The organism is Campylobacter sp. JMF_08 NE1, assembly GCF_027737875.1.
Lineage (GTDB): Bacteria > Campylobacterota > Campylobacteria > Campylobacterales > Campylobacteraceae > Campylobacter_B.
This window is the reverse complement of record NZ_JAOVUC010000005.1, coordinates 19,432-42,424: the sequence shown is the minus strand read 5'-3', so window position 1 is coordinate 42,424 and position 22,993 is coordinate 19,432. Positions and strand designations below refer to the sequence as shown.

Below are 22,993 nucleotides of genomic sequence, written 5' to 3'. Positions count from 1 at the left end.
GAGAATATGGATTATATTTGCGCTCCGTGGAGAAGTGATTATTTTACCGAAAAACGCAGCGATTGCCCATTTTGCGCAGCCGCAAAGGCAAAAAAGGGAGAAAAGTGCGTAGGCGTGGTATTTCGCGCTAAATTTTGCTTCGGGCTTATGAATTTATATCCATACAATCCCGGGGCTTTTATGGTGATTCCTTACGAGCACACCGATAATATCGAGAATTTACCGCTAGAAGCGTGGTTAGAGATGAGCGAATATGTCCAAAAGGGCGTGCGAGTGCTAAAAGGCTGTCTTGGCGCAAAGGGGGTAAATATCGGTATGAATCTAGGCGTGGCAGCTGGGGCTGGGATAGCCGAGCATGTGCATTATCATCTAGTTCCGCGCTGGGAAAGGGATACGAATTTTATAACAACTATCGCAAATGTGCGCGTAAATGGCGTCAGCTTCGCTCCGCTTTATGAAAAGATAAAAGCTGGATTTGAAAATTTGAAGAAGGATTAAAAATGGTAAGTGTAGAACAAGCTATACAAGATATGAAAAATGGCAAGATGATTGTCATGGTCGATGATGTGGATCGCGAAAATGAGGGCGATTTGATTTTTCCTGCGACTTTTACGAGCGCAGAGAAGGTAAATTTCGCTATCACACACGCTCGTGGCGTGGTTTGCGTGGCACTGGACGAGGAAATCGCCAAAAGGCTAGATTTGCCCCTAATGGTCGATAAAAACACCTCTTCTCACGAGACGGCCTTTACTATCACAATCGACGCAAAAGACGCAACCACAGGCGTTAGCGCGTATGAGCGAAATATGACAATCGAGCTTATGGCGCGCCCAAACTCCACCCCAAGCGACTTCGTGCGCCCTGGCCACATAAATCCGCTCATCGCCAAAAAAGGCGGAGTGCTCGTGCGCACAGGTCACACTGAGGGCTCTGTGGATCTTTGCAAACTAGCCGGAATTTCACCAAGTGCGGTGATTTGCGAGATCGTAAATGAAGACGGCACGATGGCAAGGCGCGATGATTTGGAGAAATTCTGCGAAAAATTTGGCATAAATATGATTTCAATCGCCCAAATCGTCGAATATAGGCTAAAACACGAAACTTTGGTTAAATTTGGCGAATTTAGCGAGGGCAAAATTTGCGGTAAGCCTTGCAGAGTTTGCGAAATCACAGACCACGACGACAACGCTCACAAAGTCTTTATTTTCGGCGAAATTGGCGAAATTTGCAATGTAAAATTTCATAAAATTTCAACCGATTTAGAGTTTATGCAAGATGAAAATTACGATGATTTTATGCAAAATTTAGAAATTTTAAGCACGAGCGGTGGCGTGATTGTGGCGCTAAATTCGGCTTCGCACAAGGGCGATTTCAAAAGCTATGGTATCGGAGCGCAGATTTTAGCGCATTTGGGGATTAAAAAAATCAAAATTCTTTCAAATTCCAGCCCGAAAGAATACGCTGGACTTAGTGGATTTGGGATAGATATAGTTTGATAGCGCATATCGATTTAGACTGCTTTTTCGTATCTGTCGCAAGGCTGATAAATCCCGCTCTTAGCGGACTTCCTGTCGCAGTTATCGGCGGAAATAATGAGGAAATTTTCGCTAATAAAGACGAGGGCTTTGGGGCGAAATTTCACTTCGATGAGAGCGCGCAAAATTTTAAAATCCAAGCCCAAAAAGAGCAAAATTTGCAAAATTTCGGCGATGAGCAAAAAAGGCTAAAATCTTTGCAAAAAGGGGTGGTTTTAAGCGCTAGTTACGAGGCTAGAAAATTTGGCGTGCATTCAGCGCAACCCCTAAAAATGGCGCTTCTAGCCTGTCCAGAGCTAGTGCTGGACGCGGCAAAGCACGGCGTGTATGGCAAGATTTCAAACCAAATTCATAAATTTTTGCTAAATTTCACGCCAGAAATCGAAAAATTTAGCGTTGATGAGTTTTTTTTGGATTTGCGTGGCACGAAATACAACGAAAACGCGCGCGAGTTTGCGCTCTTTTTGCAAAGCGAAATCAAGGCGAAATTCGGGCTTCCTAGCAGTGTGGGGCTAAGTGAGGCGAAATTTATCGCCAAGCTCGCCACCGATTTAGCCAAGCCTTTTGGGGTGCGTGAAATACCAATCTCACGCCTTAAAACCGAGCTTAGAGATATCGAAATTTCAAAATTTCCAGGCGTGGGAAAATCTATGCAAAAAACGCTCGCAAAATACGGGATTAAAAGTATCGGCGACGCGTGGGGACATAGAGAAATTTTCGAAAAAATGGGCAAAAACGGCGAGCAAATTTTCGCTCAAATCAGTGGCGATACGAGCGAGCGGGTGCAGGTTAGCAGGGAGCGCAAAAGTATCGGTCTTGGGCGCAGTTTCGAGCCGTGCTTCGATAGGGACGAGATCAAAAGGCGCATTAAAATCCTCTCTCGCCACCTAGCTAGCGAGGTTTTAGAGGGTGGGCTAAATCCACTTACTTACGAGGTCAAAATCCGCTACAAATCGCGCGATGAGAGCTCTAAAAGGCTTAGTCAGCATAGGCCTTTTAGCCTAGATTTGCTCGATGAGACGGCGCTTTTGCTTTTTGAAGCTATTGATGTGCATAGGGGCGATGCGATAATTCATGTGTCGCTAAATTTGTCAAATTTTGGCGCAAATAGCGCGGATTGTGCGACGCTGCTTTTCGATGAAATCGATAAAAAACGCCAAATTTTGGATAAATCAATGAATCAAATTTGGTCAAAATTTGGTGTAGAAAAAATTAAAAAAGCTAGTGAAATTTAAGGAGAAAACATGAAAGTAGGGGAACTTTATTCGGTTATGTGTATAATTTTCGCGACGAATTTTAAGGGCGCGATAAGCAAGGAAAATTTCGAAAAACTTGCTAGCAAATGGATTATAATCAACGAAAATCCAGAAAACAAAAAAGGCCAAGAGCTTTGGGCAGGGGTTAAAAATAGCGATTATGAGGCCATTTGCGCTGATTTTGAAAATCTCAAAGAGGCCTTTGATATGAGTTATTTCAAGCTAATAAGTGCGAGCGAAGTGAGCGTTTTTTACGAAAAATGTCGCTTCAAAAAGCCTTTTGCGGATTTGCCAGATACACACGCTGCAAACATGCTAGGGCTGTTGGCGATGATTTTCAAGCAAGATACAAACGAAAAATCGCACAATATTTTGGGCGAGTATTTGACGAATTTTATCATGCCAAGCCTGCGCGGGCTAGCTGGACATTTGCAAATCAATGCTAAAAGCGATTATTACAAGGCGTTTGGGTATTTTTTGGCGGATTTTTGCGTGGTTGTGAAAAATAGCTTGGGGCTTAAAATTTAGCCAAATTTACAAATTTAATTAGGGGCGAGAGTTGGAGTTTTGGAACCACATTTACGAAAAATTTGACCCAGTTGCGTTTAGCGTCGCCGGTTTTAGCGTGCATTGGTATGGCATAATGTATGTTTTGGCCCTGCTAATTGCACTCTTTATGGCCAAATGGATTGCTAAGCGTGACGGGCTGAAATTTAGCAGTGCGGTGCTGGATAATTATTTCATCTGGGTCGAAATCGGCGTGATTTTGGGCGCTAGGCTCGGATATATCGCTATTTATTCAGGCGAGGCGCTGTGGTATTTCACTCACCCGTGGCAAATTTTCAACCCCTTTTATAACGGCGAATTTATCGGAATTCGCGGTATGAGCTACCATGGGGCGGTGGTTGGATTTATCATCGCCACAATAGCGTTTTGCCGTCGCCACGCCCAAAACAAGTGGGCACTGCTCGATCTTGTTGCGCTTAGCGTGCCGCTTGGGTATTTTTTCGGGCGGATTGGGAATTTTTTAAACCAAGAGCTAATCGGGCGCGCAACCGATGTGAGCTGGGGGATTTTTGTAGATGGCGTGCTTCGCCACCCTAGCCAAATTTACGAGGGTTTGCTCGAAGGAATTTTGATTTTTGTGATTTTATTTTTTAGCAGGAAATTTAAGAAATTCGACGGCGAACTGATTTGCAACTACGCTATTTTATACACATTTATGCGCTTTGTGAGCGAATTTTTCAGAGAACCAGACGCTGGGATTGGGTTTGTAATCGCTGGGTTTTCAATGGGGCAAATTTTATCGCTCGTTATGTTTTTGGCGGGTGTTATATTAAAAATTTCTTTGAAATTTCAACTAATAGGGCGTAATTAACTTTACTTAAAGTTAAAAAATACTATAATGTCCCGTTAAAGTTAAATTTACAAATTGTTAGTAATTTAACTAACTAATTTTCTATAAGGAGAGCTCATGAGCGAGCAAATCGAAGGCTTCTTAGGTATCCGCACGGATCGCACAAAAAGCCGTATGCCAGCGCGCCTAGACTTAATCCAAAGTATCAGTGGTGGAATTTTGGGTCTATTTATGTGGGTGCATATGATGTTTGTTTCTACTGTATTGTTCGGTGGAGACTTTTTTACCAAAGTTGTTGAATTCTTAGAATTAAGATTTTTGAGCGACAGCCCTTCTATGAGCTATATTACATCTTTCTTAGCTCTTGCTGTATTTATCATTTTCTTTATTCACGCTGCGCTAGGTATGAGAAAAATGCCAATCAATTTCCGCCAATGGCAATCATATCGTGCTCACATGAAACGCTTCAAACACGAAGATACTTCACTTTGGTGGGTTCAAGCAATCACTGGCTTTATTATGTTCTTCTTGGGTGCTGCACACCTTATTTTCATCATCACAAACTCTGATAAAATTTCAGGTGATATGTCAGGTGCTCGTGTAGTAAGCCATTTTATGTGGTTGTTCTACCTAGTATTGCTTTTCGCTGTTGAACTTCACGGTAGCATTGGTTTATACAGACTATGCGTTAAATGGGGTATTTTCGAAGGTCCTGATGCAAAAGAAAGTCGTAAAAAACTTAAAAAATTAAAATGGATTGTTTCAGCTTTCTTCTTAATTTTAGGTCTTTTATCTTTGGCTGCATTTATCAAAATCGGTGTAAATTTATAAAATAGGGAATTGAAATATGAATGTTAAATATTATGATGCATTAGTTATCGGTGGTGGGCTTGCAGGCCTACGCGCTGCGGTAGCTGCTGGCGAAAAAGGGCTTAGCACAGTAGTTTTAAGCCTTATTCCTGTTAAACGCTCGCACTCAGCAGCAGCACAAGGTGGTATGCAAGCAAGTCTTGGTAATTCTAAAATGAGTGAAGGCGATAATGAAGATGTGCATTTCGCTGATACCGTAAAAGGTAGCGACTGGGGTTGCGATCAAGATGTAGCTAGAATGTTTGCTCAAACAGCTCCAAAAGCTATTCGTGAGCTAGCTGCGTGGGGCGTTCCATGGACTCGTATCACAAAAGGTAAAAGAAGCGCGATTATCAACGCTCAAAAAACAACAATCGAAGAAAAAGAAGAAGTTCATGGTCTAATTCACAGCCGTGACTTCGGTGGAACAAAAAAATGGAGAACTTGCTACACAGCTGACGCTACTGGTCACACTATGCTTTTCGCTGTTGCAAACGAGGCATTAAAACACAATGTCGATATCCACGATAGAAAAGAAGCAATCGCTCTAATCCACGAAAACAACCGCTGTTATGGCGCGATTGTTCGCGATTTAGTAACTGGCGAGCTTACAGCTTATGTTGCAAAAGGCACACTAATCGCAACTGGTGGTTATGGTCGTGTATATCGCCACACAACAAACGCTGTTGTTTGTGAGGGAACTGGTGCTGCTATCGCACTAGAAACAGGCGTAGCTCAATTAGGAAATATGGAAGCAGTTCAATTCCACCCAACCCCAATCGTTCCAAGTGGTATCTTGCTAACTGAGGGTTGCCGTGGTGATGGTGGTATCTTGCGTGATGTCGATGGATATCGCTTTATGCCTGATTATGAACCAGAGAAAAAAGAACTAGCTAGCCGCGATGTTGTTTCACGCCGTATTATGGAGCACATCAGAAATGGTAAAGGCGTTCCTAGCCCTTATGGATACCATGTTTGGCTTGATATTTCTATCTTGGGTCGTGAGCATATCGAGAAAAACCTTCGCGATGTTCAAGAAATTTGCCAAATTTTCAATGGTATCGATCCTGCTGATACAGAGACTTACACAGATGAAAATGGTCGCAAAAGAGGTAAAGGTTGGGCTCCAATCCTTCCAATGCAACACTACTCAATGGGTGGAATCAAAACAAAAGCAACAGGCGAAAGCCCAACACTAGCAGGTCTATTCTCAGCTGGTGAGGCTGCATGCTGGGATATGCACGGATTCAACCGCTTGGGTGGAAACTCAGTTTCTGAGACAGTTGTCGCTGGTATGATTGTAGGTGATTACTTCGCAGATTTCTGCGCAAGCCACGAAATCGATATCAAAACAACTTCAATTGAAAAATTTGTAAATAAATCACAAGCTTATCTACAAAGCCTACTTGATAAAGATGGCAAATACAATGTATTTGAGATCAAAAACAAAATGAAAGATATCATGTGGGAACATGTTGCGATTTTCCGCACAGGCGAGGGCTTGGCAAAAGCTGTAAAAGAGCTAGAAGAGCTTTACAAAGAATCAACAAATGTTAAAATTTCAAACAAAGAGCTATTTGGAAACCCAGAGCTAGAAGAGGCTTATCGTGTTCCTATGATGCTTAAACTTGCACTTTGCGTTGCAAAAGGCGCACTAGATCGCACAGAGAGCCGTGGCGCTCACTACCGCGAAGACTTCACAAAACGCGATGACGCAAACTGGCTAAAACGCACACTAGCGACTTGGAAAGATGGCGATACATTGCCAACTCTAACTTACGAGCCACTAGATATTATGAAAATGGAAATCCCACCAGCGTTCCGTGGTTATGGCGCTAAGGGTAACATTATCGAGCACCCAGATAGTGCTAAACGCCAAAAAGAAGTTGATGACATTAGAGCAAAAATGGAATCAGAGGGCAGAGGACGCTATGAAATCCAAGAAGCACTAATGCATTATGAGTTGCAACCAAAATATAAAGCACCAAATGAAAGAGCAGGTATAGGATATGAGTAGAAAAATCACAATTAAAGCGTTTAAATTTAATCCGCTAAGCAAGGTTTCTAAACCTCACTTTGCGACTTATGAGCTTGAAGAAACAGATGGTATGACACTATTTATCGCACTTAATGTCATCCGCGAAAAATTTGACCCAGAGCTAAGCTTCGACTTCGTATGTCGTGCTGGTATCTGTGGTAGCTGCGGTATGTTAGTCAATGGTAAGCCAGCGCTTGCTTGCCGCACACTAACAAAAGACTATCCAGAGGGCGTTATCGAGCTTATGCCACTTCCTGTATTCAAACTACTAAAAGATTTGAGCGTAGATACAGGTAACTGGATGAACGCGATGAGTAAGAGAGTCGAGAGCTGGATCCACACTGACCATGTAACTGACATCTCTAAATTAGAGAAAAAAGTCGAACCAGAAGTAGCACAAGAGGTTTTCGAGCTAGATCGTTGTATCGAGTGCGGTATCTGCGTGGCAGCATGCGGAACTGCGATTATGAGAGAGGATTTTATCGGTGCTGTTGGTATCAACCGCGTAGCTAGATTTAAAATCGACGCTCTTGATAACAGAACAGACGATGATTTCTACGAGTTAATCGGCGATGATGACGGTGTGTTTGGTTGTATGAGTTTGCTAGGTTGCGAAGACAACTGCCCTAAACACCTTCCATTACAATCTCGCATTGCTTATATGCGTAGAAAACTTGCCGCAAAAGGCAAATAATCCTATGACGCTTGCAAAATTTTTGCAGGCGTCTTTCTACTTTTATAAAATTTTGAAATTTTATTGCAAAACTTATCAAATTTCTAACCATTTCAACCCAAAAAAGGTAGTTTATGAATAATTTTATGAGTAAAATTTGGGGTTCAAAGAGGCTTTTTATCGATGAGAGTCTAACTCGCACTATGCCTAGCGATATTGCTGCGCTTATGCTATGCACAAATTCACAAAATTTTGAAAAATTTAAATCGTTGCAAAGTTTTAGAGAAATTTTAAGAGAGCTTGGCGAAGAGATTGGAATCTATGCGATTCAGTCGCTACAAATCGGCGCAATCAACGCGATTTGCAAGCTTAAAATTTCCAAATTAAGCGTTTTGATGATGGTTGAAAATTTAAGCAAAGAAGGAATTATTAGCAAAAGCGAGTATGATGAAATTTCAAAATTTTTGCTTCAACTTCAAAGCGATTTGAGCGAAAACGAAACCCCAAATTCGCCCGCAAATTTCGCATTTTACGGCAAATTAGAGAGTTTGGATATTATTAGCGATGAGCTAAAAGCACTTTTGAGCGCCAAAAGCGAAGATGAACTTGCAAATTTGGTTTCAGGCGCGGATACTGGCACGAGCGCAAATTTGGGCGAGTATTTGAATACTAGCGCGAGCGAAAATGCGAGCGAAAATTCAGATACAAACCCAGGCGCAGGTTTTCTCGTTTGCGCGAGCGAATTTGAAAATTCACTCTTTGAGCGCACAAACGCCGCCAAATTAAACGCCAAAGATGCAAATTTCACACTCTCTGTTACTGGCGTAATCAACGCTGGGAAATCCAGCATGCTAAATCGCCTTTTGGGATTTGATATTTTAGGGACTTCAAATATCCCTGAAACGGCGAATTTAACGCTTCTTAAAGGTAGCGATAAGCCTTATGCTAAGGTCAAATTCTACGATGATGAGGAGCTTGAAATTTTGGGTTTTGCGCAGGAATTTCACTCGAAATTTCAAAACCAAAGCGAAGCCATAATCGAGCCAGAAAAACTGCAAGAATTCACCTCTGCCAAGTATGAAATTTCAAAATTTATCAAATTTATCGAACTTGGTATAAAAAGCGATTTTCTAAGCGATAAAATCACCGTCGTCGATACCCCAGGGCTAGACGATAGCGTGGTTTTGCGCGAGGAGCTGACGAAAAACTTTATGTTTTCAAGCGACGCGATAATCCACCTAATGAACGCCTCTCAAAGCTCGACCAAAAAGGATATGAGCTTTATCGCAAGCACCCTAAAAAGCTCGAAAAACAACTCTCTCATTGTGGTTTTAACACATGCTGATTTGCTTAGCCAGACCGAGCTAATCGACGCGCTTAGATACGCGAGGGCTAGCATTTGCGAGGAGCTTGGGGCGTTTGGGTTCGATGAGGGGCTGATAGAAAATGTGAGCTATTTTTGCATAGACAGCCATAGCGGACGGGGCATTGGCGAGCTGAAATCTCACCTTTTCGAGCGATTTTTCGGCGAAAATTCAGCCAAAGCAGATGAAATTTTATCCTCATACAAAAAAGAGTTATCGCTGATTTGCGAGGCGTATTTGGCTGATTTGCAGGAGCAAAACGCCGATTTTAGCGCGAATAAAAGCGAGCTAGCTCAAAAATGCGAGAACATAAACGCCGAAATTAGCGCCCTAAATGCAAATTTAGCTAAGCTAAAAAACGATTTAACCGGCGCGATTAGCAAGCTTAGCTACGATGATAGCACGCTTTTTGCGCCGTTAAAATCAGCGATTTTGACGATTAAAGACAGGGTTTTAACCGACATAAATTACTCGAAAAAAAATAAAAAGCAGATTGATTTTTCTAGGCTAGAAGTCATCGCAAACTCTGGCGTCAAAGATGTCATCACGGACATTTTTCGCTCGTTTTCGCAAAAGATTTCGCGCGATATTTCTGATATCAAAGAGCTTTTGGGAAGCGATTTTAGCGAGGTAAATTCGCTTAAATTTGACACGAAAAAATATATGGACGAAAATTTCGCCCAGCCAAATTTCGCTAAATTTAACGAAAGCCTGCGTGAAATCGTGCGCAAAAACAGCGATTTTGGCGCATTATCAGCGAGTTTTGACGCGCTATTTAGCGAGTTTTTCGCTAAGCTAAATTTAAAATCTAGCTTCGAAAACATCGCCAAAACCTGCACGCAGGAATTTAAAGAAAATGTCCTAGCCCTTTTTGCTAGCAAAAAATCTAGCCTAGATTTGCGCCAAAGCGAGCTTGAAAGCGCGCTTAAAGCAGGCGATGAAAACGCCGAGCAAATCGCCAAAAACGCGCGATTGGTGCGAGAAAAAATAAATTTGGTAAATGGATTAATTAAAAGGATCGAGCAATGCTAAGGGAATTTATCAGCGAGTATAGGGCGAAATTTTTACCCAGCACGAAGCGGGGATTTTGGGGCGATATGAGCAGGGCTGTTAGCGAGCTAAAAGACCCGAGTCTGCACCCTAGCGCGCATTTAAGCAAGGTTTTAGATGAAATTTTGCTCGTCGAGTCTGAGCCTCTTAAAATCGCGGTTGTGGGGCAGTTTAGCAGTGGTAAATCGACATTTTTAAACACCTTGCTTTCTAGCGAAGTTTTGCCAACTGGCGTCGTGCCAGTTACTGCCAAGGCCACTCACATTAAATACGCCCCTTATGAAATGATGAGCGTAGCGTATAAAAACGGCTACACCCAAACCTTAGAAAGCTCGCAAATTTCGGACTTCGTCGATCAAAGGCGGGAGCTAAAAGATATCAAAAATATAAATATATTTTTGCCACACGAGCTTTTGAAAAAGATAAATTTCATCGATACCCCAGGGCTAAATTCACGCTCGAACGCCGATACTAGGGAGACATTGGAGATTTTCGACGAGGTTTTTGGCGTGCTTTGGATTTCACTCATCGACAACGCCGCTAGAAAGAGCGAAACAGCTCAAATTTCGCTTTTGCCAAAATTTTTAAGCAAAAACTCAATTGCGATTTTAAGCCAAAAAGATAGGCTAGGCACCGAAGAAATCGAGCGTGTGCATAATTACGCTAAAACGATTTTTGGCGCAAATTTCGCCTCTATCGTGCCAATCTCATCAAAGCTAGAAAAAGCTGGCGATAGCCAAAACAGCGGGTTTAGCGAGGTTAGAGAGTTTTTGGACGGGCTTGATAAAAACCGCATTAGCTTTGCCAAATCTAGGCTAAATTTCATACTTGCCGAGCTTAAAAACGAGCGGGCAGGGTATTTGGAAATACATAAAATTTTAGAAAACATTATCGCTTCAAACAAAGATAAAATCGCCGAATTTTGCGCCAGTGAGCGCGAAATTTATAAAGAGGAATTTAGCAAAATTTACGCCTCGATTAAAGAGACCTCGAAATTTATCGCTAAAACCATGCAAGAAGCCCTAAGCTCGAAGCAAAACGAGTATTTCATAAGCGCGACGCAGACGAAAAAGAGCTTTTTTGGCACGCAAACCTCGAAGGGATACGAAAAGGTAGCCTACGAGGCGCCGTATTTTAACACCGACGCCGCGCTTTCGAAGCTGATTTACAACGACGATAGGCTAAATGTGATTTTTCGCCGTTTCAAAAGCGAGCTAGTCAAAACGCAAAACGCCATGAGCGAGGCGATAGAGCGCATTTATGCGGGGTTTGAGAGGGAAATTTTGCTATTTAAAGGTAGGTTTGAAAACTACGAGCGCCAAAGCGATTTAGCCTCTATCATAGAGGCTTCAAATATCGCTAAAATCGCAAGCGAAGTCTATGGGTTGTTTTTAAAAGACGGCGAGAGGGCTGTTTTTCAAATCTGCCAAAAAATCGCGCTGTTTTTCGAGCAAATTATGATAAAAATCGCCTCAAACTATACAAACGCCGTAACCCTAAGCGCGAATTTCATCGCAAACAAAATCGCAAAATCAATCAGCGATTACGAGGAAGAACCAGGACTTTATCAGCTTTTTTATCCCTCTTATGAGGACTTTGAAAAGGCGGTTTTAGGGGGACTTCATTACTATGAGTTCGAAAATGACTTCGTAGGGTCTAGCTCGTTTGTGGATAAAATTTATTCAGATTTTAGCGCGCAGATTGCGCAAATTTTCGAGGAAAATTTAGCCAAAATCGCAGATTTTAAAGCCACGCAAGAAAATGCGCTTACGATTTTTAGCGCACTTGAAAATTTGCAAAGCCAAAATTAGTCTAAATTTCTAAATTTAGACTAATTTCGCAAACTCACTTCCTAGTTTTTCTCGCCAATTATCGGCGATTTTTTCGCCCTCTTTGGCGTATTTTAAAATCACGCCCTCGCATTTTTGCAAAAATTTAAAGAGCTTTTCCTCCCAAATTTCGGGGCTTTGGTTGCTTTTGTGCATGGTTTGGATAAAGACTAATTCCTTGCTAAGATTTGCGATTTCATCGAGTGCTTCGTCCCTTTGGCTCTCATCTTTTAGCTCTAAATTTTGCAAAGCTAAAATTTCGCCATCAAGTATGTCGCAAAAGCTCAGATATTTGGCGTTATTTGGCACTTCCTCTATCATATCAGCGCGCGAGGCTGCGCGCATTACCTGCGAATAAACGATAAAACCTACTATCAAAAAAACCGCCAAAATCAGCGTTATATTAACCATTTTTCCTCCTTTTTAAGCTATCAAATCCCACTATCGCAAGCCCTAGCCAAATGAGCGAAAAGCTGAAAATTTTGTAAAAACTAAGCTCCTCGCCGTATAAAAACACAGCGATTAACATGCTCATCGAGGGGCTAAGATACTGCATAAATCCGATTGTAGAAAGCGGCAGATACGCAGTCGAAATCGCAAAAGTAATTAGTGGTAAAACCGTGATAACTCCGCTAAATGCGAGCAGTGCGCCAGTGCTGTGCGCCCCAAATGCGCTAGTGCCTGAATATGCGCAAAACCCCAAATACGCGCACGCAAGCGGGAGCATGAGCGTGGTCTCGCAAAACAGCCCCTCGAAGCTAGGCACGGCGATTTTTTTGCGAATTAATCCGTAAAATGCAAAACTTGTCGGCAAAATCAGCGACACAAACGGCAGTCTGCCAAGTGCGTAAATTTGCACGCAGATTGCCAAAAACGCCAAAAATAGCGAAACCTTCCCTGCTAGGCTTAGCCGTTCTTTTAGAAAAATTGCGCCCAAAAGCACCGATAATAGGGGGTTTATGAAATACCCTAGGCTCGTGGATAAAATATCGCCCAAATTTACCGCCCAGATAAAAATGCCCCAATTTATGCTAATCAAACAGCCTGTGCAAAGAAGTGCTAATGCCTTTTTGCGATCTGATAACAAAAGCGAGATATTTTTTAGCTTTTTTGTAAAAAACAAAAATAAAAAAAGCAAAACAAACGACCAAAAAATTCTGTGTGCTAAAATTTGTGTGGCATCTACATCTTGGATAAATTTGAAATAAATCGGAAAAACGCCCCACATAAAAAAGGTCAAAAACGCGATTATTAGCCCTTTTGTGCGGTCGTCTTTCATAAAATTCCTTAAATTTGTGATTGATTTAAAAGGCTTGCATTTTAAAATTTAATTGATTAATAACTGCTTATTTTTGGCGTGAAATTTAGGAGTAAATTTATATTTTTGAAATGAAATTTAGTCATATTTAGGTATAATGGCAAAATTTTTAAAACCAAAAAAGGAGAATTTATGAGTTGGGATAGATCGTCTTGGAAAAATTTCAATATCTTACAGCAGCCCACATACCCTGATATGGGCGCAGTCGAGGCCGTCAAAGAAAGGCTCTATAACTTCCCGCCACTAGTTTTTGCTGGCGAGGTCAGATCTTTAAAAAGCGATCTTGCCAGAGCCACAAGGGGCGAGGCGTTTTTACTTCAAGGTGGGGATTGCGCTGAGAGTTTTGCGAATTTTAGCGCAAACAATATCCGCGATATGTTTAAGGTAATGCTTCAAATGGCGATTGTAATGACCTTCGCCGCTGGCAAGCCTATCGTAAAGGTCGGACGCCTAGCAGGTCAGTTTGCCAAACCTCGCAGTAGCGATTACGAAGAGGTCGGCGGTGTGAGGCTTCCTAGCTATCGTGGCGATATCATAAATGGCTTCGAGTTTAACGAGGCTGCGCGCGTGCCAAATCCAGAGCGTATGGTCGAGGCATATCACCAAAGTGCGGCTACGATGAACCTTTTGCGTGCGTTTTCACGCGGTGGTCTAGCGAATCTGCACGAGGTGCATAAGTGGAATTTGGGCTTTTTGAAAAGGGCTGAGTTGCAGGCGAAATTCAACGCCCTAAGCGATTCTATCTCAAATGCGCTGAAATTTATGGACGCATGCGGAATAAATACACAAAGCGCACCAATGCTAAATGAGACGAAATTTTACACTTCGCACGAGGCGCTTTTGCTAAATTACGAAGAGTGCCTTACACGCATAGACAGCACGAGCGGGGACTGGTATGATTGCTCGGCGCACATGGTTTGGATAGGCGAGCGCACTAGGGGAGTTGATGATGCGCATGTGCATTTTATGAGCGGTATTAAAAACCCTATCGGCGTAAAAATCGGACCAAACGCTAGTGCGCAGGATATTTTGCGCTTAGCAGACGCGCTAAATCCAGAAAACGAGGCTGGCAGGCTAAATATCATTATCCGTATGGGCGCGGATAAAATCGGCGATAGGCTACCAAAAATACTGCGCGAGCTAAAAAGCGAGGGCAGGGAAATTTTATACAGTATCGATCCTATGCACGGAAACACCGTCAAAGCGGGCAATTACAAAACGCGCGAGTTCGATATGATTTTAAAAGAGGTTCAAAGCTTCTTTGAAATCCACAAGGCCGAGGGCACGAAAGCTGGCGGAATCCACCTAGAAATGACAGGCCAAGATGTCACAGAATGCACAGGCGGGGCGTTTAATGTAACCGAAGAGACGCTAAAAGAGCGCTACGAAACCCAGTGCGATCCGCGCCTAAACGCTGATCAAGCGCTCGAACTTGCCTTTGTAATCGCTGATAATTTAAAGGCAGTGGATTAAAATTTTAAAATTTAATTTTGCCTATAAGCCAAATTTGCCATTTTTGGTGAATTTGGCTTTTTTAATGGTTAAATTTTATGTTTATTAAAATTGTATATTTTTAAAAATTCTACCCAGTGATTCCAAATTTAGCGCATATTTAATCACTAGGTTTATAAGTAGTAATTAAGTTTTATTTTGTCATTATTTCGTATCCAATTATCAAGGAGGATACGATATGGATAAATCAAGACGAAATTTTCTCAAAGGTAGCGCAGGAATCGGCACATTAGCTGCTTTTAAGCTCCAAGCAGGCGCAAATACGGCTGATTTGCTCGGCAAAGAGAGCAAAAAGGTCGCAAGTGTGTGCGAAATGTGCTCTTCGCGCTGTCCGATTGAGGTTAGAGTAGAAGACGGCAAAGGGGTTTTCATCCAAGGAAATCCAAAATTTGGCAACAAAACCTCAGTTTGTGCCAGAGGTGGCGCAGGTGTAAATCAACTCTACGATGATCAAAGGCTCGTAAAACCGCTAATCCGCGTGGGCGCGCGTGGAGAGGGCAAATGGAAGGAAGTAAGCTGGGAAGAGGCGTTTAAATTTGCCGCTGATAAACTCGCTGAAATTTCCGAAAAATACGGCCCGCAGAGTGTCGTTTTTACCTCCAAAGCTAGCGAAAATCACAACCAAATGATAAATTTCGCCTGTGCCTATGGTAGCCCAAATATCTACTCGCACTGGTCGTGCTGTCCTGTGGCGTATCGTATCGCGCTTCCGCATACTTTCGGCTCTGATATGCAAAGGGATTATGGCGATGCCAAATATATCGTAAATTTCGGCCACAATCTTTTCGAGGGAATTGATATTTCAAAAACCAAAAAGCTAGCCAAAACAGCCGCGAAAAAAGACGCAAAACTGCTAGTTTTAGAACCGCGTTTTAGCGTGATTGCAGCCAAAGCCGATGAGTGGCTTCCTGTAAAACCTGGCACCGATTTGGCGTTTGTAATGGCGCTAATTCATGTTTGGATTAGGGACGGAAAATACGACAAAGAATTTGTCGAAAAATTTACCACTGGAATCGAGCAAGTCATCGAAGCGACCAAAGAAACCACGCCAAAATGGCAAGAGAGCATCACTGGCATAAAAGCAGCTGATGTCGAGCGAATCGCAGATGAAATTTGGGCCGCTGCGCCAAAAGTCATTATCGACTGGGGTCATAAAACCACCACTACAAGGGCAGAGTATCAGCGCACAAGGGCCATAGCAATAGCAAATGCGCTAATGGGAAATGTTGAGAAAAAAGGCGGAATTTATTATAGTAAAGATTCGAAAGTTTTCAACAAACTTTGCAAAGAAGATCTATTTCCGACTATCGCCGATCCTGATAAAAATTTTAAAATTCCAAAAACGGCTAGGATTGACGGATGCGGGGAAGAGGGAAGTCCAAATTTCTTTATGCCACGCAAACACGGCGTTTTAATGGAAATTCCAAAGGCGATACTAAGCGAAAAACCATACCCCGTCAAAGGCTGGGTAAGCACGAGATTTAATCATTTAATCAATGTCGCCGATACAAACACAACGCTAAAAGCAATCGAAAAGCTCGATTTTATCATGGTTACGGACATTTATATGAGCGATTTCGCAAATTTAGCCGATGTGGTTTTCCCAGAGGCTAGTTATTTAGAGCGCGATGAGAGTATCCAAAACAAAGGTGGCACCGCACCTGGATTTGTCATGCGAAATAAGGTTGTCGAGCCAATCGGCGGGACAAAAAGCGCGTATGAAATTTTTAGAGAGTTAGCCAGAGTTATGAAAATCGACGAGCTTTATACTTGGAAGGATATAAATGAATTTCGTATGCAACAAGCTAAGGGAGATGCTGAGTTAATCGCAAATTTGATGAAAGACGGATATGTAACTTGGAAAGTGCCAAAAGTGTATTATTTGGAAAAAGAAAATGTAGCGAAATTTGTAGAAAAATACCCTGTCGCGGCTGAATTTGTAGATGAAAATGGACAAATGAGCTCGCAGATGAAATGCAAAACTCCAAGCGGAAAAATTGAGCTTTTTAGCGAACAAGTTGAAAAAGTTTTCCCAGGGGAAGGCTGTATCAATGCAAACGATATGGATGTCTATAACGGCCACAAATACTGTCTCACAAGCGGTAAAATCGCCACTCACACAAACGGCCACACACAAAATGTCAAAATTTTAAACGAAATGACAAAGGAATCGCCGCTTTGGATTAGCCCAAATACGGCTAAGGCCGAGGGGCTAAAAACAGGCGATTTGGTGCTAGTCAAAAACGAATTTGGCGAACAAAAGGTCAAAGTTTTCGTAACCGAGGGTATTAGAGATGATACGCTTTTTGTATATCACGGCTTTGGACATGCCAGAAGCGGTATGAAGAGGGCAGAGGGTCTAGGAATGAACGATAGCGTGCTTCTTGATCCCAAAGCAGGGGCGGTTTGCGCGACAATGGTTACAAATATCGGCGTTGATATAGTTAAAATTTAAGGGTGTGAAATGAAAAAATTTGTAATGGTTCATGATGAAAATTTATGTATAGGCTGCCAAGGTTGCGTGGTAGCGTGCAAGAACGAAAACGGCGTAGGCGAGGGCGTTAGCAGGCTCGAAATTTACGGCGTTAGTAGCGGTGTTTTTCCAAATTTGAAACTTGATATAAAAAGACAAAGTTGCGTAATGTGCGAAGAAAGCCCGTGTGTGAGCGTTTGCCCAACAAATGCAAGTTTTAAAACCGCTGATGGCGTGGTGATGATAGATGAGAGAGAGTGCATAGGGTGCAAATACTGCATTTTGGCCTGTCCTTACGAGGCAAGATATGTCAATCCAGCCACAGGCAAAGTGGATAAATGCACATTTTGCTATGATAGCCGCGTAGTAAAGGGCGAAAATCCAGCCTGTGTGAGCGTATGCCCGACAGATGCGCTAATCTTTGGCGATGCGAACGATGAAAACTCAGCCGTGGCTAAAATTTTAGCCTCTGGCGTAAAATATCCAAAGGAAAATTTGGGCTTAAAACCGCGACTTGGCGTGATTGAGAACTACAAAGGATAGATTATGGAAAAGATAAAATTTATATTTTTGAGTTTGGTTTTGAACTCATTTGCGTGGGCTGAAAATTTCAGCGTAGGTTCGACCTCGCTGTGGGAAGAGTCGAAATTTAGCGCGCCTGATACATACGCTAGTGGATACGCGCCATTATTTGTAAATTTGCAAAGTGGGGCTAGCAAAATCGCCTTAATCGCGCTAGTTGCGCTAGTTGCTATTTTTGCTTTTCACTATTTTGTATTTGGATCAAAGAAATTTTCGCATAACGGAGAGAGAGTTTTAGCATTTAGTGGATTTGAGCGTTTGATACACTTCGTCGCTGCGATTTCGTGGGTAGTGCTCGTGCCAACTGGGCTAATAATGCTCTTTGGCAAAAGCTTTGGCGGAGGGCTCGCTGGGGTTTGCAAATGCCTGCACCAAATCGCCACAATCGGCTTTGGCGTAGCGATAATCCCGATGTTTTTAATGTGGGTAGTAAAAATGTTTCCAAGCGCGTATGACATAAAATGGCTAGCGATTTTGGGCGGATATTTAAGCAAGACCAAAAAGCCAGTCCCAGCTGGCAAATTTAACGCAGGGCAAAAAATGTGGTTTTGGGTCGCGATTTTAGGCGGAGGCGTGATGATAGCAAGTGGCGCGCTAATGTATTTTAGTGACTATTACGCGGCTTCTAGCACGCAAATTTTAGGCTTAAACGGCCTTGAAGCCTTGCGCCTTAGCGCGACGCTTCACACGATTTTGGGCATTGTTTGCGTGGTGTTTTTCATCGTGCATATTTATATGTCGGTTTTCGGTGTCAAAGGCTCGATTTCATCGATGATTGATGGATATAAATGCGAAGAAGAAATTTATTTGCTCCACAATTACTGGTATCAAAACCTCGTAAAACAGGGCAAAATGCAAAAATCTCAATTCGAGAGTCAATACAAAAATCTATAAATTTAATCCGAATTTGGCTTTGGCTAAATTCGGAAATTCTTTTAAAATTTCGAAATTTTGCGTGAAATTTGCGGGTAAAATTTAGCTTAAATTCGCTGTTGCGTTTGGTTTTTTCAGCCCTGCTGTGCGGGAAAACAGTATCAAATCCTCCGTGCTTTGCACGCTCCATGGAAGTGCGCTTATGGCGTGAGCGAAGATTTCCTTGCACGAAATAGCGTCGCTGTAAGCCCTGTGGTGGGTGTTTTCGATACCCAAAAGCTCTTTTAGTGCGCCGAGATTGTATTTAGGCGACTCTATCGTGCGACGCGCTAGCTCGACGGTGCAAATTTTGCGGTTTAGCAGCATGCCAAACCCGCATTTTTGCATACTTGCGTCGATAAAACCATAATCAAATTTGACATTATGCGCCACAAAAATCGCGTCGCCTAAAAATAGTCGAAACCACTCTAAAACGCTAGCTAGGCTTGGCGCGCCCACCAAATCGCGCGCGCTAATCCCGGTTAGTTCGGTGATACCCTCTGGCACAAAATTTGCATAAACGAAGCTCTCAAATCTATCCAAAACTCGTCCGCCTTGCACCTTTATCGCGCCGATTTCGATGATTTGACCGCTACTTAGCCCGCCACTAGTCTCGATATCCACAAAGCAAAAAATCTCGTCTTCTATATCGGTTTCGCGGGTTTTAAGCGTGATTTTGCCGTTATCTAGCTTGATGACATTTAGCCCCATAGCGCGCCACATGCTAAAATCTTTTGGCTCAAAAAGTTCCGCAATTAGCTCGATTTTTTGCGCTTTGGCGATAAAATCGTGGTAGTTTATGCTTTTTTGCGCCAAAAGTTCGATTAGGTTATCAAGCCCTTTTCTGCTGTCTTGGCTCATACTTTTAGGGCTTTGATAGCTTCGCTGTAATCGTTTGATGAAAATACGAAATTTCCAGCCACGACGATGTCTGCGCCTGCGCTATCTAGCTCGGCGACATTTAGTCCATTTACGCCACCATCGACTTCGATCATACATTTTGCGCCCCGTTTTTCGATCAAATTTCTAAGTTCTGAAATTTTGCGCAAGGCTGAGGGGATAAATTTTTGCCCGCCAAAGCCCGGATTTACGCTCATTAAAAGCACCATATCAACCTCGTCTATGATGTAATCAAGCGCGCTAATTGGTGTGTGTGGATTGAGTGTGATAGCGGGGCTGACGCCGTTTTTGCGGATATAATCTATCAAGCGCAAAGGGTGTTTTTCTTCCTCGATATGAAAGCTTAAAAATTTCGGTTTTAGTGGCAAAAACAAATCAGCGAAAAACGGCACATTTTGCACCATTAAATGAATATCAAGAGGCTTTGTGGAGGCCTTGGCTACGGCATTTACGACAAGTGGGCCGATTGTGAGATTTGGCACGAAGTGTCCGTCCATGACATCGACATGGATCAGATCTGCTCCCGCATCGCATACTGCGCGCACTTCCTCACTAAGCCTGCCAAAATCAGCTGATAAAATACTAGGGGCTACATACATATCAAATTTCCTTATCAAATTTATAAAACCCGCAATTTTACTAATTTTTCTCATAAATTTTGCTAAATTTAATACTTTGTATAATTTAAGCAAATTTTGAAATTTTTTAAGATATAATCGCCGTTTATTTTCAAATTATAAGGATTTATTATGGCAAGAAGATGCGCAATCACTGGCAAAGGTGCGATGGTAGGAAACAATGTAAGCCACGCAAACAACAGAACTAAGAAAAAATTCCAAGTCAATCTACGCACAGTTCGCGTTCAGCTAGAAGACGGCACTACAAGAAAAATCAAAGTAGCTGCTTCAACTTTAAGAACAATGAAAAAACAATCAAGATAACCTTAAAAAGAGGAATTTATGTCTATTTTAGGCAGAATAAAATTATTCCTCAACTGGTCCGGCTCTACTAAACCGGACATTAACCTTTATAGCGAAATTTACGACGAACTACGCCCATTTAGACTTCCACTAATTATCATTGTTTTAATGCAGTTAGTGGGGACTTTGGGCTATATATTCACCGCTGGATTTTCGCTAGTTGATGCAATTTATCAAGCAGGCATGACATTTACCACCGTCGGATTTACCGAGGTGGCGCCAATCCCGCCTGCTGGCAGACTTTTTACAATCGCATTTATTTTGATGGGCTTTGGGACATTTTCGTTTTGTCTGGGTGTCGTCGTCGAAGTTATCAAAAAAGGAACACTGCAAAATTTAATCAGGGAGCAAGCTATGATAAACAATATCGCAAGGCTCAAAAATCACTACATTATATGCTATAACAACTCGTATTGTGCGGAGTTGGCGAAAGAATTTCGTGCCAATCATATCCCATTTGTCGTCATTGATCCAAACCCAGATTTGGCAAAAAGCGCTGATGAAAATTTATACCCATACTACATAATCGGCGATCCGCACGAGCAAAAAACGCTTTTAAAAGCGCACCTTTCAAGCGCAAAATCCATAATCACGCTAAGTCCAAATTTAGCCGATAATATCGCTATTATCACGCTTGTTAGGCTTTATGAAAAAGAGCTAGGGCGTATTACGCCGTATTTTATCATGGCGAATTCTGACAGCGACAGCGACAGCGAACGCCTTAAAAAACTTGGCGCAAATTCTGTCGTATTGCCGTCCAAACTCGCCGCACAGCGCCTTTCTGCGATTAGCGTGCGCCCAGATATGGAAAATATCCTAGAACGCCTCGTTTATCAAAAAGACTCTCCGATTGATATCGAAGAAATTTTAGTCCCTGAGTTTTCGTGGATGAGGTTCAAACGCCTCAAAGAAACCCGCCTCAAAGAGATGACAAACGCAAATATCGTGGGCGTAAAGGAAGCGAACAATCGCTTTGTAGCTATGCCTGATGGGGATTATCTAATCGGCACTGGCGCGAAACTGCTAGTCATCGGCACAGCCGAGGGTATCAGGGATACCAAAAAGCTAATTAGAAGCAAATACAAACCGCAGGAGATGAAATATGTATAAAATCACCCCTTTGCAAAACGGCCTAGAAAATATCGATGGATTTTATTTTGGCGGGCTAAATTCGGGCTTTAAAAAGGTCGGAAATGATTTGGGATTTATCAGAGCCGACGAGCCGTTTGCTATAAGCGCGATTTTTACGAGTAATAAATTTGCCGCTGCGCCAATAGCGCATTTTAGGCGAATTTTAGAGAAAAACGGCGGGGAATTTCGCACAAATTTCATTTTGATAAATTCTAAAAACGCAAACGCAATGACTGGCGAAGCTGGTATTGGCGATATAGATGAAATTTTCTCTGAAATTTCAAAATTTACGCCCTTGGTAAATCCTGTGATGAGCTCAACCGGCGTCATTGGATATAGATTAAAAAAAGAAAAAATCATAGCTGCTGCGAAAAATTTCGACCTTATGGCGCGCGATTCTGAGGGCATAGCCACGGCTATTATGACGACAGATACGCTAAAAAAGGAGTTTGCTTACGAAGTAAGCTTAGATAGTGGCGAGAAATTTCACATAGCAGGCATTTGCAAGGGTGCGGGTATGATAAATCCGGCTTTGGCGACTATGCTTTGCTATATTTTAACCGACGCGAAAATCCCGCACTCTGATATGGGCGAGCTTTTAAGCGAGGCTGTGGAGGATAGCTTTAATAGGGTCAGTGTCGATGGCGATACTAGCACGAACGATACCGTCATGCTAGCGACCAGTGCGCGCGCTAGCTATGATAAAGAGGCATTTCGTGCCGCGCTGAAAAAAATCACGCTAGATCTTGCCTTAATGCTAGTGCGCGATGGCGAGGGTGCGAATAAGCTAGTGAAATTTAGGGTTTTTGGCGCGAAAAATGATAATGAAGCCAAAAAGGCTGCCAAGGCTTTGTCAAATTCTCCGCTTGTCAAAACAGCGATTTATGGCGAGGATCCGAACTGGGGGCGCATAGCCTCTACAATCGGTGCGTGCGGGATAGAGTGCGACGCCGAAAAACTCGTGATAAAATACGATGACGCGCTTGTGTATGATAGCGCGCACCGTGAGCTAGATGAGGAACGCGAAAGGCTAGCGCACGAAGTAATGCAAAAGGCCGAATTTGAAATTTCATGCGATTTAGGGCTTGGAGCGGGCGAATTTAGCGCGTATGGCTGTGATCTGAGCTATGAATATGTCAAAATAAACGCAGATTACAGGTCGTAAATTTAGCGAAATTTGCGCCTGTAAGGGTGGTTTATCGAAAAATATCTATGAAATCAAATAAATTTATAC

20 protein-coding genes and 1 pseudogene are annotated in these 22,993 nt (G+C 42.5%); 17 read left to right on the top strand and 4 right to left on the bottom strand.

What is annotated here, in order from left to right:
- Positions 1 to 6: 6 nt before the first annotated feature.
- The 10 genes and pseudogenes from OFN91_RS05290 to OFN91_RS05245 all read left to right on the top strand — a co-directional run bounded on the left by OFN91_RS05290 (position 7) and on the right by OFN91_RS05245 (position 11,933).
- Positions 7 to 498, top strand: coding sequence for an HIT family protein (locus OFN91_RS05290; protein WP_270873524.1), 492 nt, complete (start codon positions 7 to 9; stop codon positions 496 to 498).
- Positions 499 to 500: 2 nt separating this feature from the next.
- Positions 501 to 1,496, top strand: a complete 996-nt coding sequence (locus tag OFN91_RS05285) for a bifunctional 3,4-dihydroxy-2-butanone 4-phosphate synthase/GTP cyclohydrolase II (RefSeq protein ID WP_270873523.1) — start codon at positions 501 to 503, stop codon at positions 1,494 to 1,496.
- Positions 1,493 to 2,770 (top strand): DNA polymerase Y family protein, encoded by a 1,278-nt coding sequence (locus OFN91_RS05280; RefSeq protein ID WP_270873522.1) that lies wholly within the window; start codon positions 1,493 to 1,495, stop codon positions 2,768 to 2,770. Before OFN91_RS05285 ends, OFN91_RS05280 begins: the two co-directional genes overlap by 4 nt.
- Positions 2,771 to 2,779: 9 nt before the next feature.
- Complete coding sequence (locus tag OFN91_RS05275; protein ID WP_270871015.1) at positions 2,780 to 3,319, top strand: hypothetical protein; 540 nt, start codon at positions 2,780 to 2,782, stop codon at positions 3,317 to 3,319.
- A 31-nt stretch (positions 3,320 to 3,350) separates the two neighbouring features.
- Complete coding sequence (gene lgt, locus OFN91_RS05270) at positions 3,351 to 4,169, top strand: prolipoprotein diacylglyceryl transferase (RefSeq protein WP_270873521.1); 819 nt, start codon at positions 3,351 to 3,353, stop codon at positions 4,167 to 4,169.
- A 96-nt stretch (positions 4,170 to 4,265) separates the two neighbouring features.
- Positions 4,266 to 4,967 (top strand): annotated as a pseudogene (locus OFN91_RS05265) (fumarate reductase cytochrome b subunit); the annotation flags it as partial.
- A 28-nt stretch (positions 4,968 to 4,995) separates the two neighbouring features.
- On the top strand, positions 4,996 to 7,014 hold the full coding sequence (locus tag OFN91_RS05260; protein WP_270858185.1) for a fumarate reductase flavoprotein subunit: 2,019 nt from the start codon (positions 4,996 to 4,998) through the stop codon (positions 7,012 to 7,014).
- Positions 7,007 to 7,729 carry a fumarate reductase iron-sulfur subunit gene (locus tag OFN91_RS05255; protein ID WP_270873520.1) on the top strand — a complete coding sequence of 241 codons (723 nt, stop codon included), beginning with the start codon at positions 7,007 to 7,009 and terminating at the stop codon, positions 7,727 to 7,729. The genes OFN91_RS05260 and OFN91_RS05255 overlap by 8 nt, the downstream gene beginning before the upstream one ends.
- Before the next feature lie 113 nt (positions 7,730 to 7,842).
- A complete protein-coding gene (locus OFN91_RS05250; RefSeq protein ID WP_270873519.1) occupies positions 7,843 to 10,104 on the top strand; it encodes a dynamin family protein in 2,262 nt (753 codons plus the stop codon).
- Positions 10,098 to 11,933: a dynamin family protein gene (locus tag OFN91_RS05245; RefSeq protein WP_270873518.1), complete on the top strand. Its 1,836-nt coding sequence runs from the start codon at positions 10,098 to 10,100 to the stop codon at positions 11,931 to 11,933. Before OFN91_RS05250 ends, OFN91_RS05245 begins: the two co-directional genes overlap by 7 nt.
- Before the next feature lie 15 nt (positions 11,934 to 11,948).
- On the opposite strand, the gene OFN91_RS05240 is transcribed toward OFN91_RS05245, so the two are convergent.
- On the bottom strand, positions 11,949 to 12,362 hold the full coding sequence (locus OFN91_RS05240; RefSeq protein ID WP_270865152.1) for a hypothetical protein: 414 nt from the start codon (positions 12,360 to 12,362) through the stop codon (positions 11,949 to 11,951).
- Positions 12,355 to 13,230, bottom strand: coding sequence for an EamA family transporter RarD (rarD, locus tag OFN91_RS05235; RefSeq protein WP_270873517.1), 876 nt, complete (start codon positions 13,228 to 13,230; stop codon positions 12,355 to 12,357). The genes OFN91_RS05240 and rarD overlap by 8 nt, the downstream gene beginning before the upstream one ends.
- 171 nt (positions 13,231 to 13,401) lie before the next feature.
- On the opposite strand from rarD, the gene OFN91_RS05230 reads away from it, so the two are divergent.
- The 4 genes from OFN91_RS05230 to OFN91_RS05215 all read left to right on the top strand — a co-directional run bounded on the left by OFN91_RS05230 (position 13,402) and on the right by OFN91_RS05215 (position 18,730).
- Entirely contained in the window at positions 13,402 to 14,742 is a 1,341-nt protein-coding gene (locus OFN91_RS05230) for a class II 3-deoxy-7-phosphoheptulonate synthase (protein ID WP_270873516.1), read from the top strand.
- A 217-nt stretch (positions 14,743 to 14,959) separates the two neighbouring features.
- A complete protein-coding gene (gene phsA, locus OFN91_RS05225) occupies positions 14,960 to 17,236 on the top strand; it encodes a thiosulfate reductase PhsA (RefSeq protein ID WP_270873515.1) in 2,277 nt (758 codons plus the stop codon).
- A 9-nt stretch (positions 17,237 to 17,245) separates the two neighbouring features.
- Entirely contained in the window at positions 17,246 to 17,797 is a 552-nt protein-coding gene (locus OFN91_RS05220) for a 4Fe-4S dicluster domain-containing protein (protein ID WP_270873514.1), read from the top strand.
- 3 nt (positions 17,798 to 17,800) lie between these two features.
- Positions 17,801 to 18,730 carry a formate dehydrogenase subunit gamma gene (locus tag OFN91_RS05215; RefSeq protein WP_270873513.1) on the top strand — a complete coding sequence of 310 codons (930 nt, stop codon included), beginning with the start codon at positions 17,801 to 17,803 and terminating at the stop codon, positions 18,728 to 18,730.
- An 81-nt stretch (positions 18,731 to 18,811) separates the two neighbouring features.
- Here the strand turns inward: OFN91_RS05215 and OFN91_RS05210 are convergent, their stop codons facing one another.
- Both OFN91_RS05210 and rpe read right to left on the bottom strand, forming a co-directional pair.
- Complete coding sequence (locus OFN91_RS05210) at positions 18,812 to 19,609, bottom strand: 3'-5' exonuclease (protein WP_270873512.1); 798 nt, start codon at positions 19,607 to 19,609, stop codon at positions 18,812 to 18,814.
- The gene (rpe, locus tag OFN91_RS05205; RefSeq protein WP_270859291.1) at positions 19,606 to 20,247 is read right to left on the bottom strand and encodes a ribulose-phosphate 3-epimerase; all 642 of its coding nucleotides are present in this window, start codon (positions 20,245 to 20,247) and stop codon (positions 19,606 to 19,608) included. The genes OFN91_RS05210 and rpe overlap by 4 nt, the downstream gene beginning before the upstream one ends.
- A gap of 150 nt (positions 20,248 to 20,397) precedes the next feature.
- Between rpe and rpmB the strand changes: the two genes are divergently transcribed.
- From rpmB to argJ, 3 genes are read left to right on the top strand one after another with little or no spacing between them, the layout of a single operon-like run.
- Positions 20,398 to 20,589: a 50S ribosomal protein L28 gene (rpmB, locus tag OFN91_RS05200; RefSeq protein ID WP_270859292.1), complete on the top strand. Its 192-nt coding sequence runs from the start codon at positions 20,398 to 20,400 to the stop codon at positions 20,587 to 20,589.
- Positions 20,590 to 20,607: 18 nt separating this feature from the next.
- Positions 20,608 to 21,738 (top strand): potassium channel family protein, encoded by a 1,131-nt coding sequence (locus OFN91_RS05195; RefSeq protein ID WP_270859293.1) that lies wholly within the window; start codon positions 20,608 to 20,610, stop codon positions 21,736 to 21,738.
- Positions 21,731 to 22,924, top strand: coding sequence for a bifunctional glutamate N-acetyltransferase/amino-acid acetyltransferase ArgJ (gene argJ, locus OFN91_RS05190; RefSeq protein WP_270873511.1), 1,194 nt, complete (start codon positions 21,731 to 21,733; stop codon positions 22,922 to 22,924). Before OFN91_RS05195 ends, argJ begins: the two co-directional genes overlap by 8 nt.
- Positions 22,925 to 22,993: the final 69 nt, after the last annotated feature.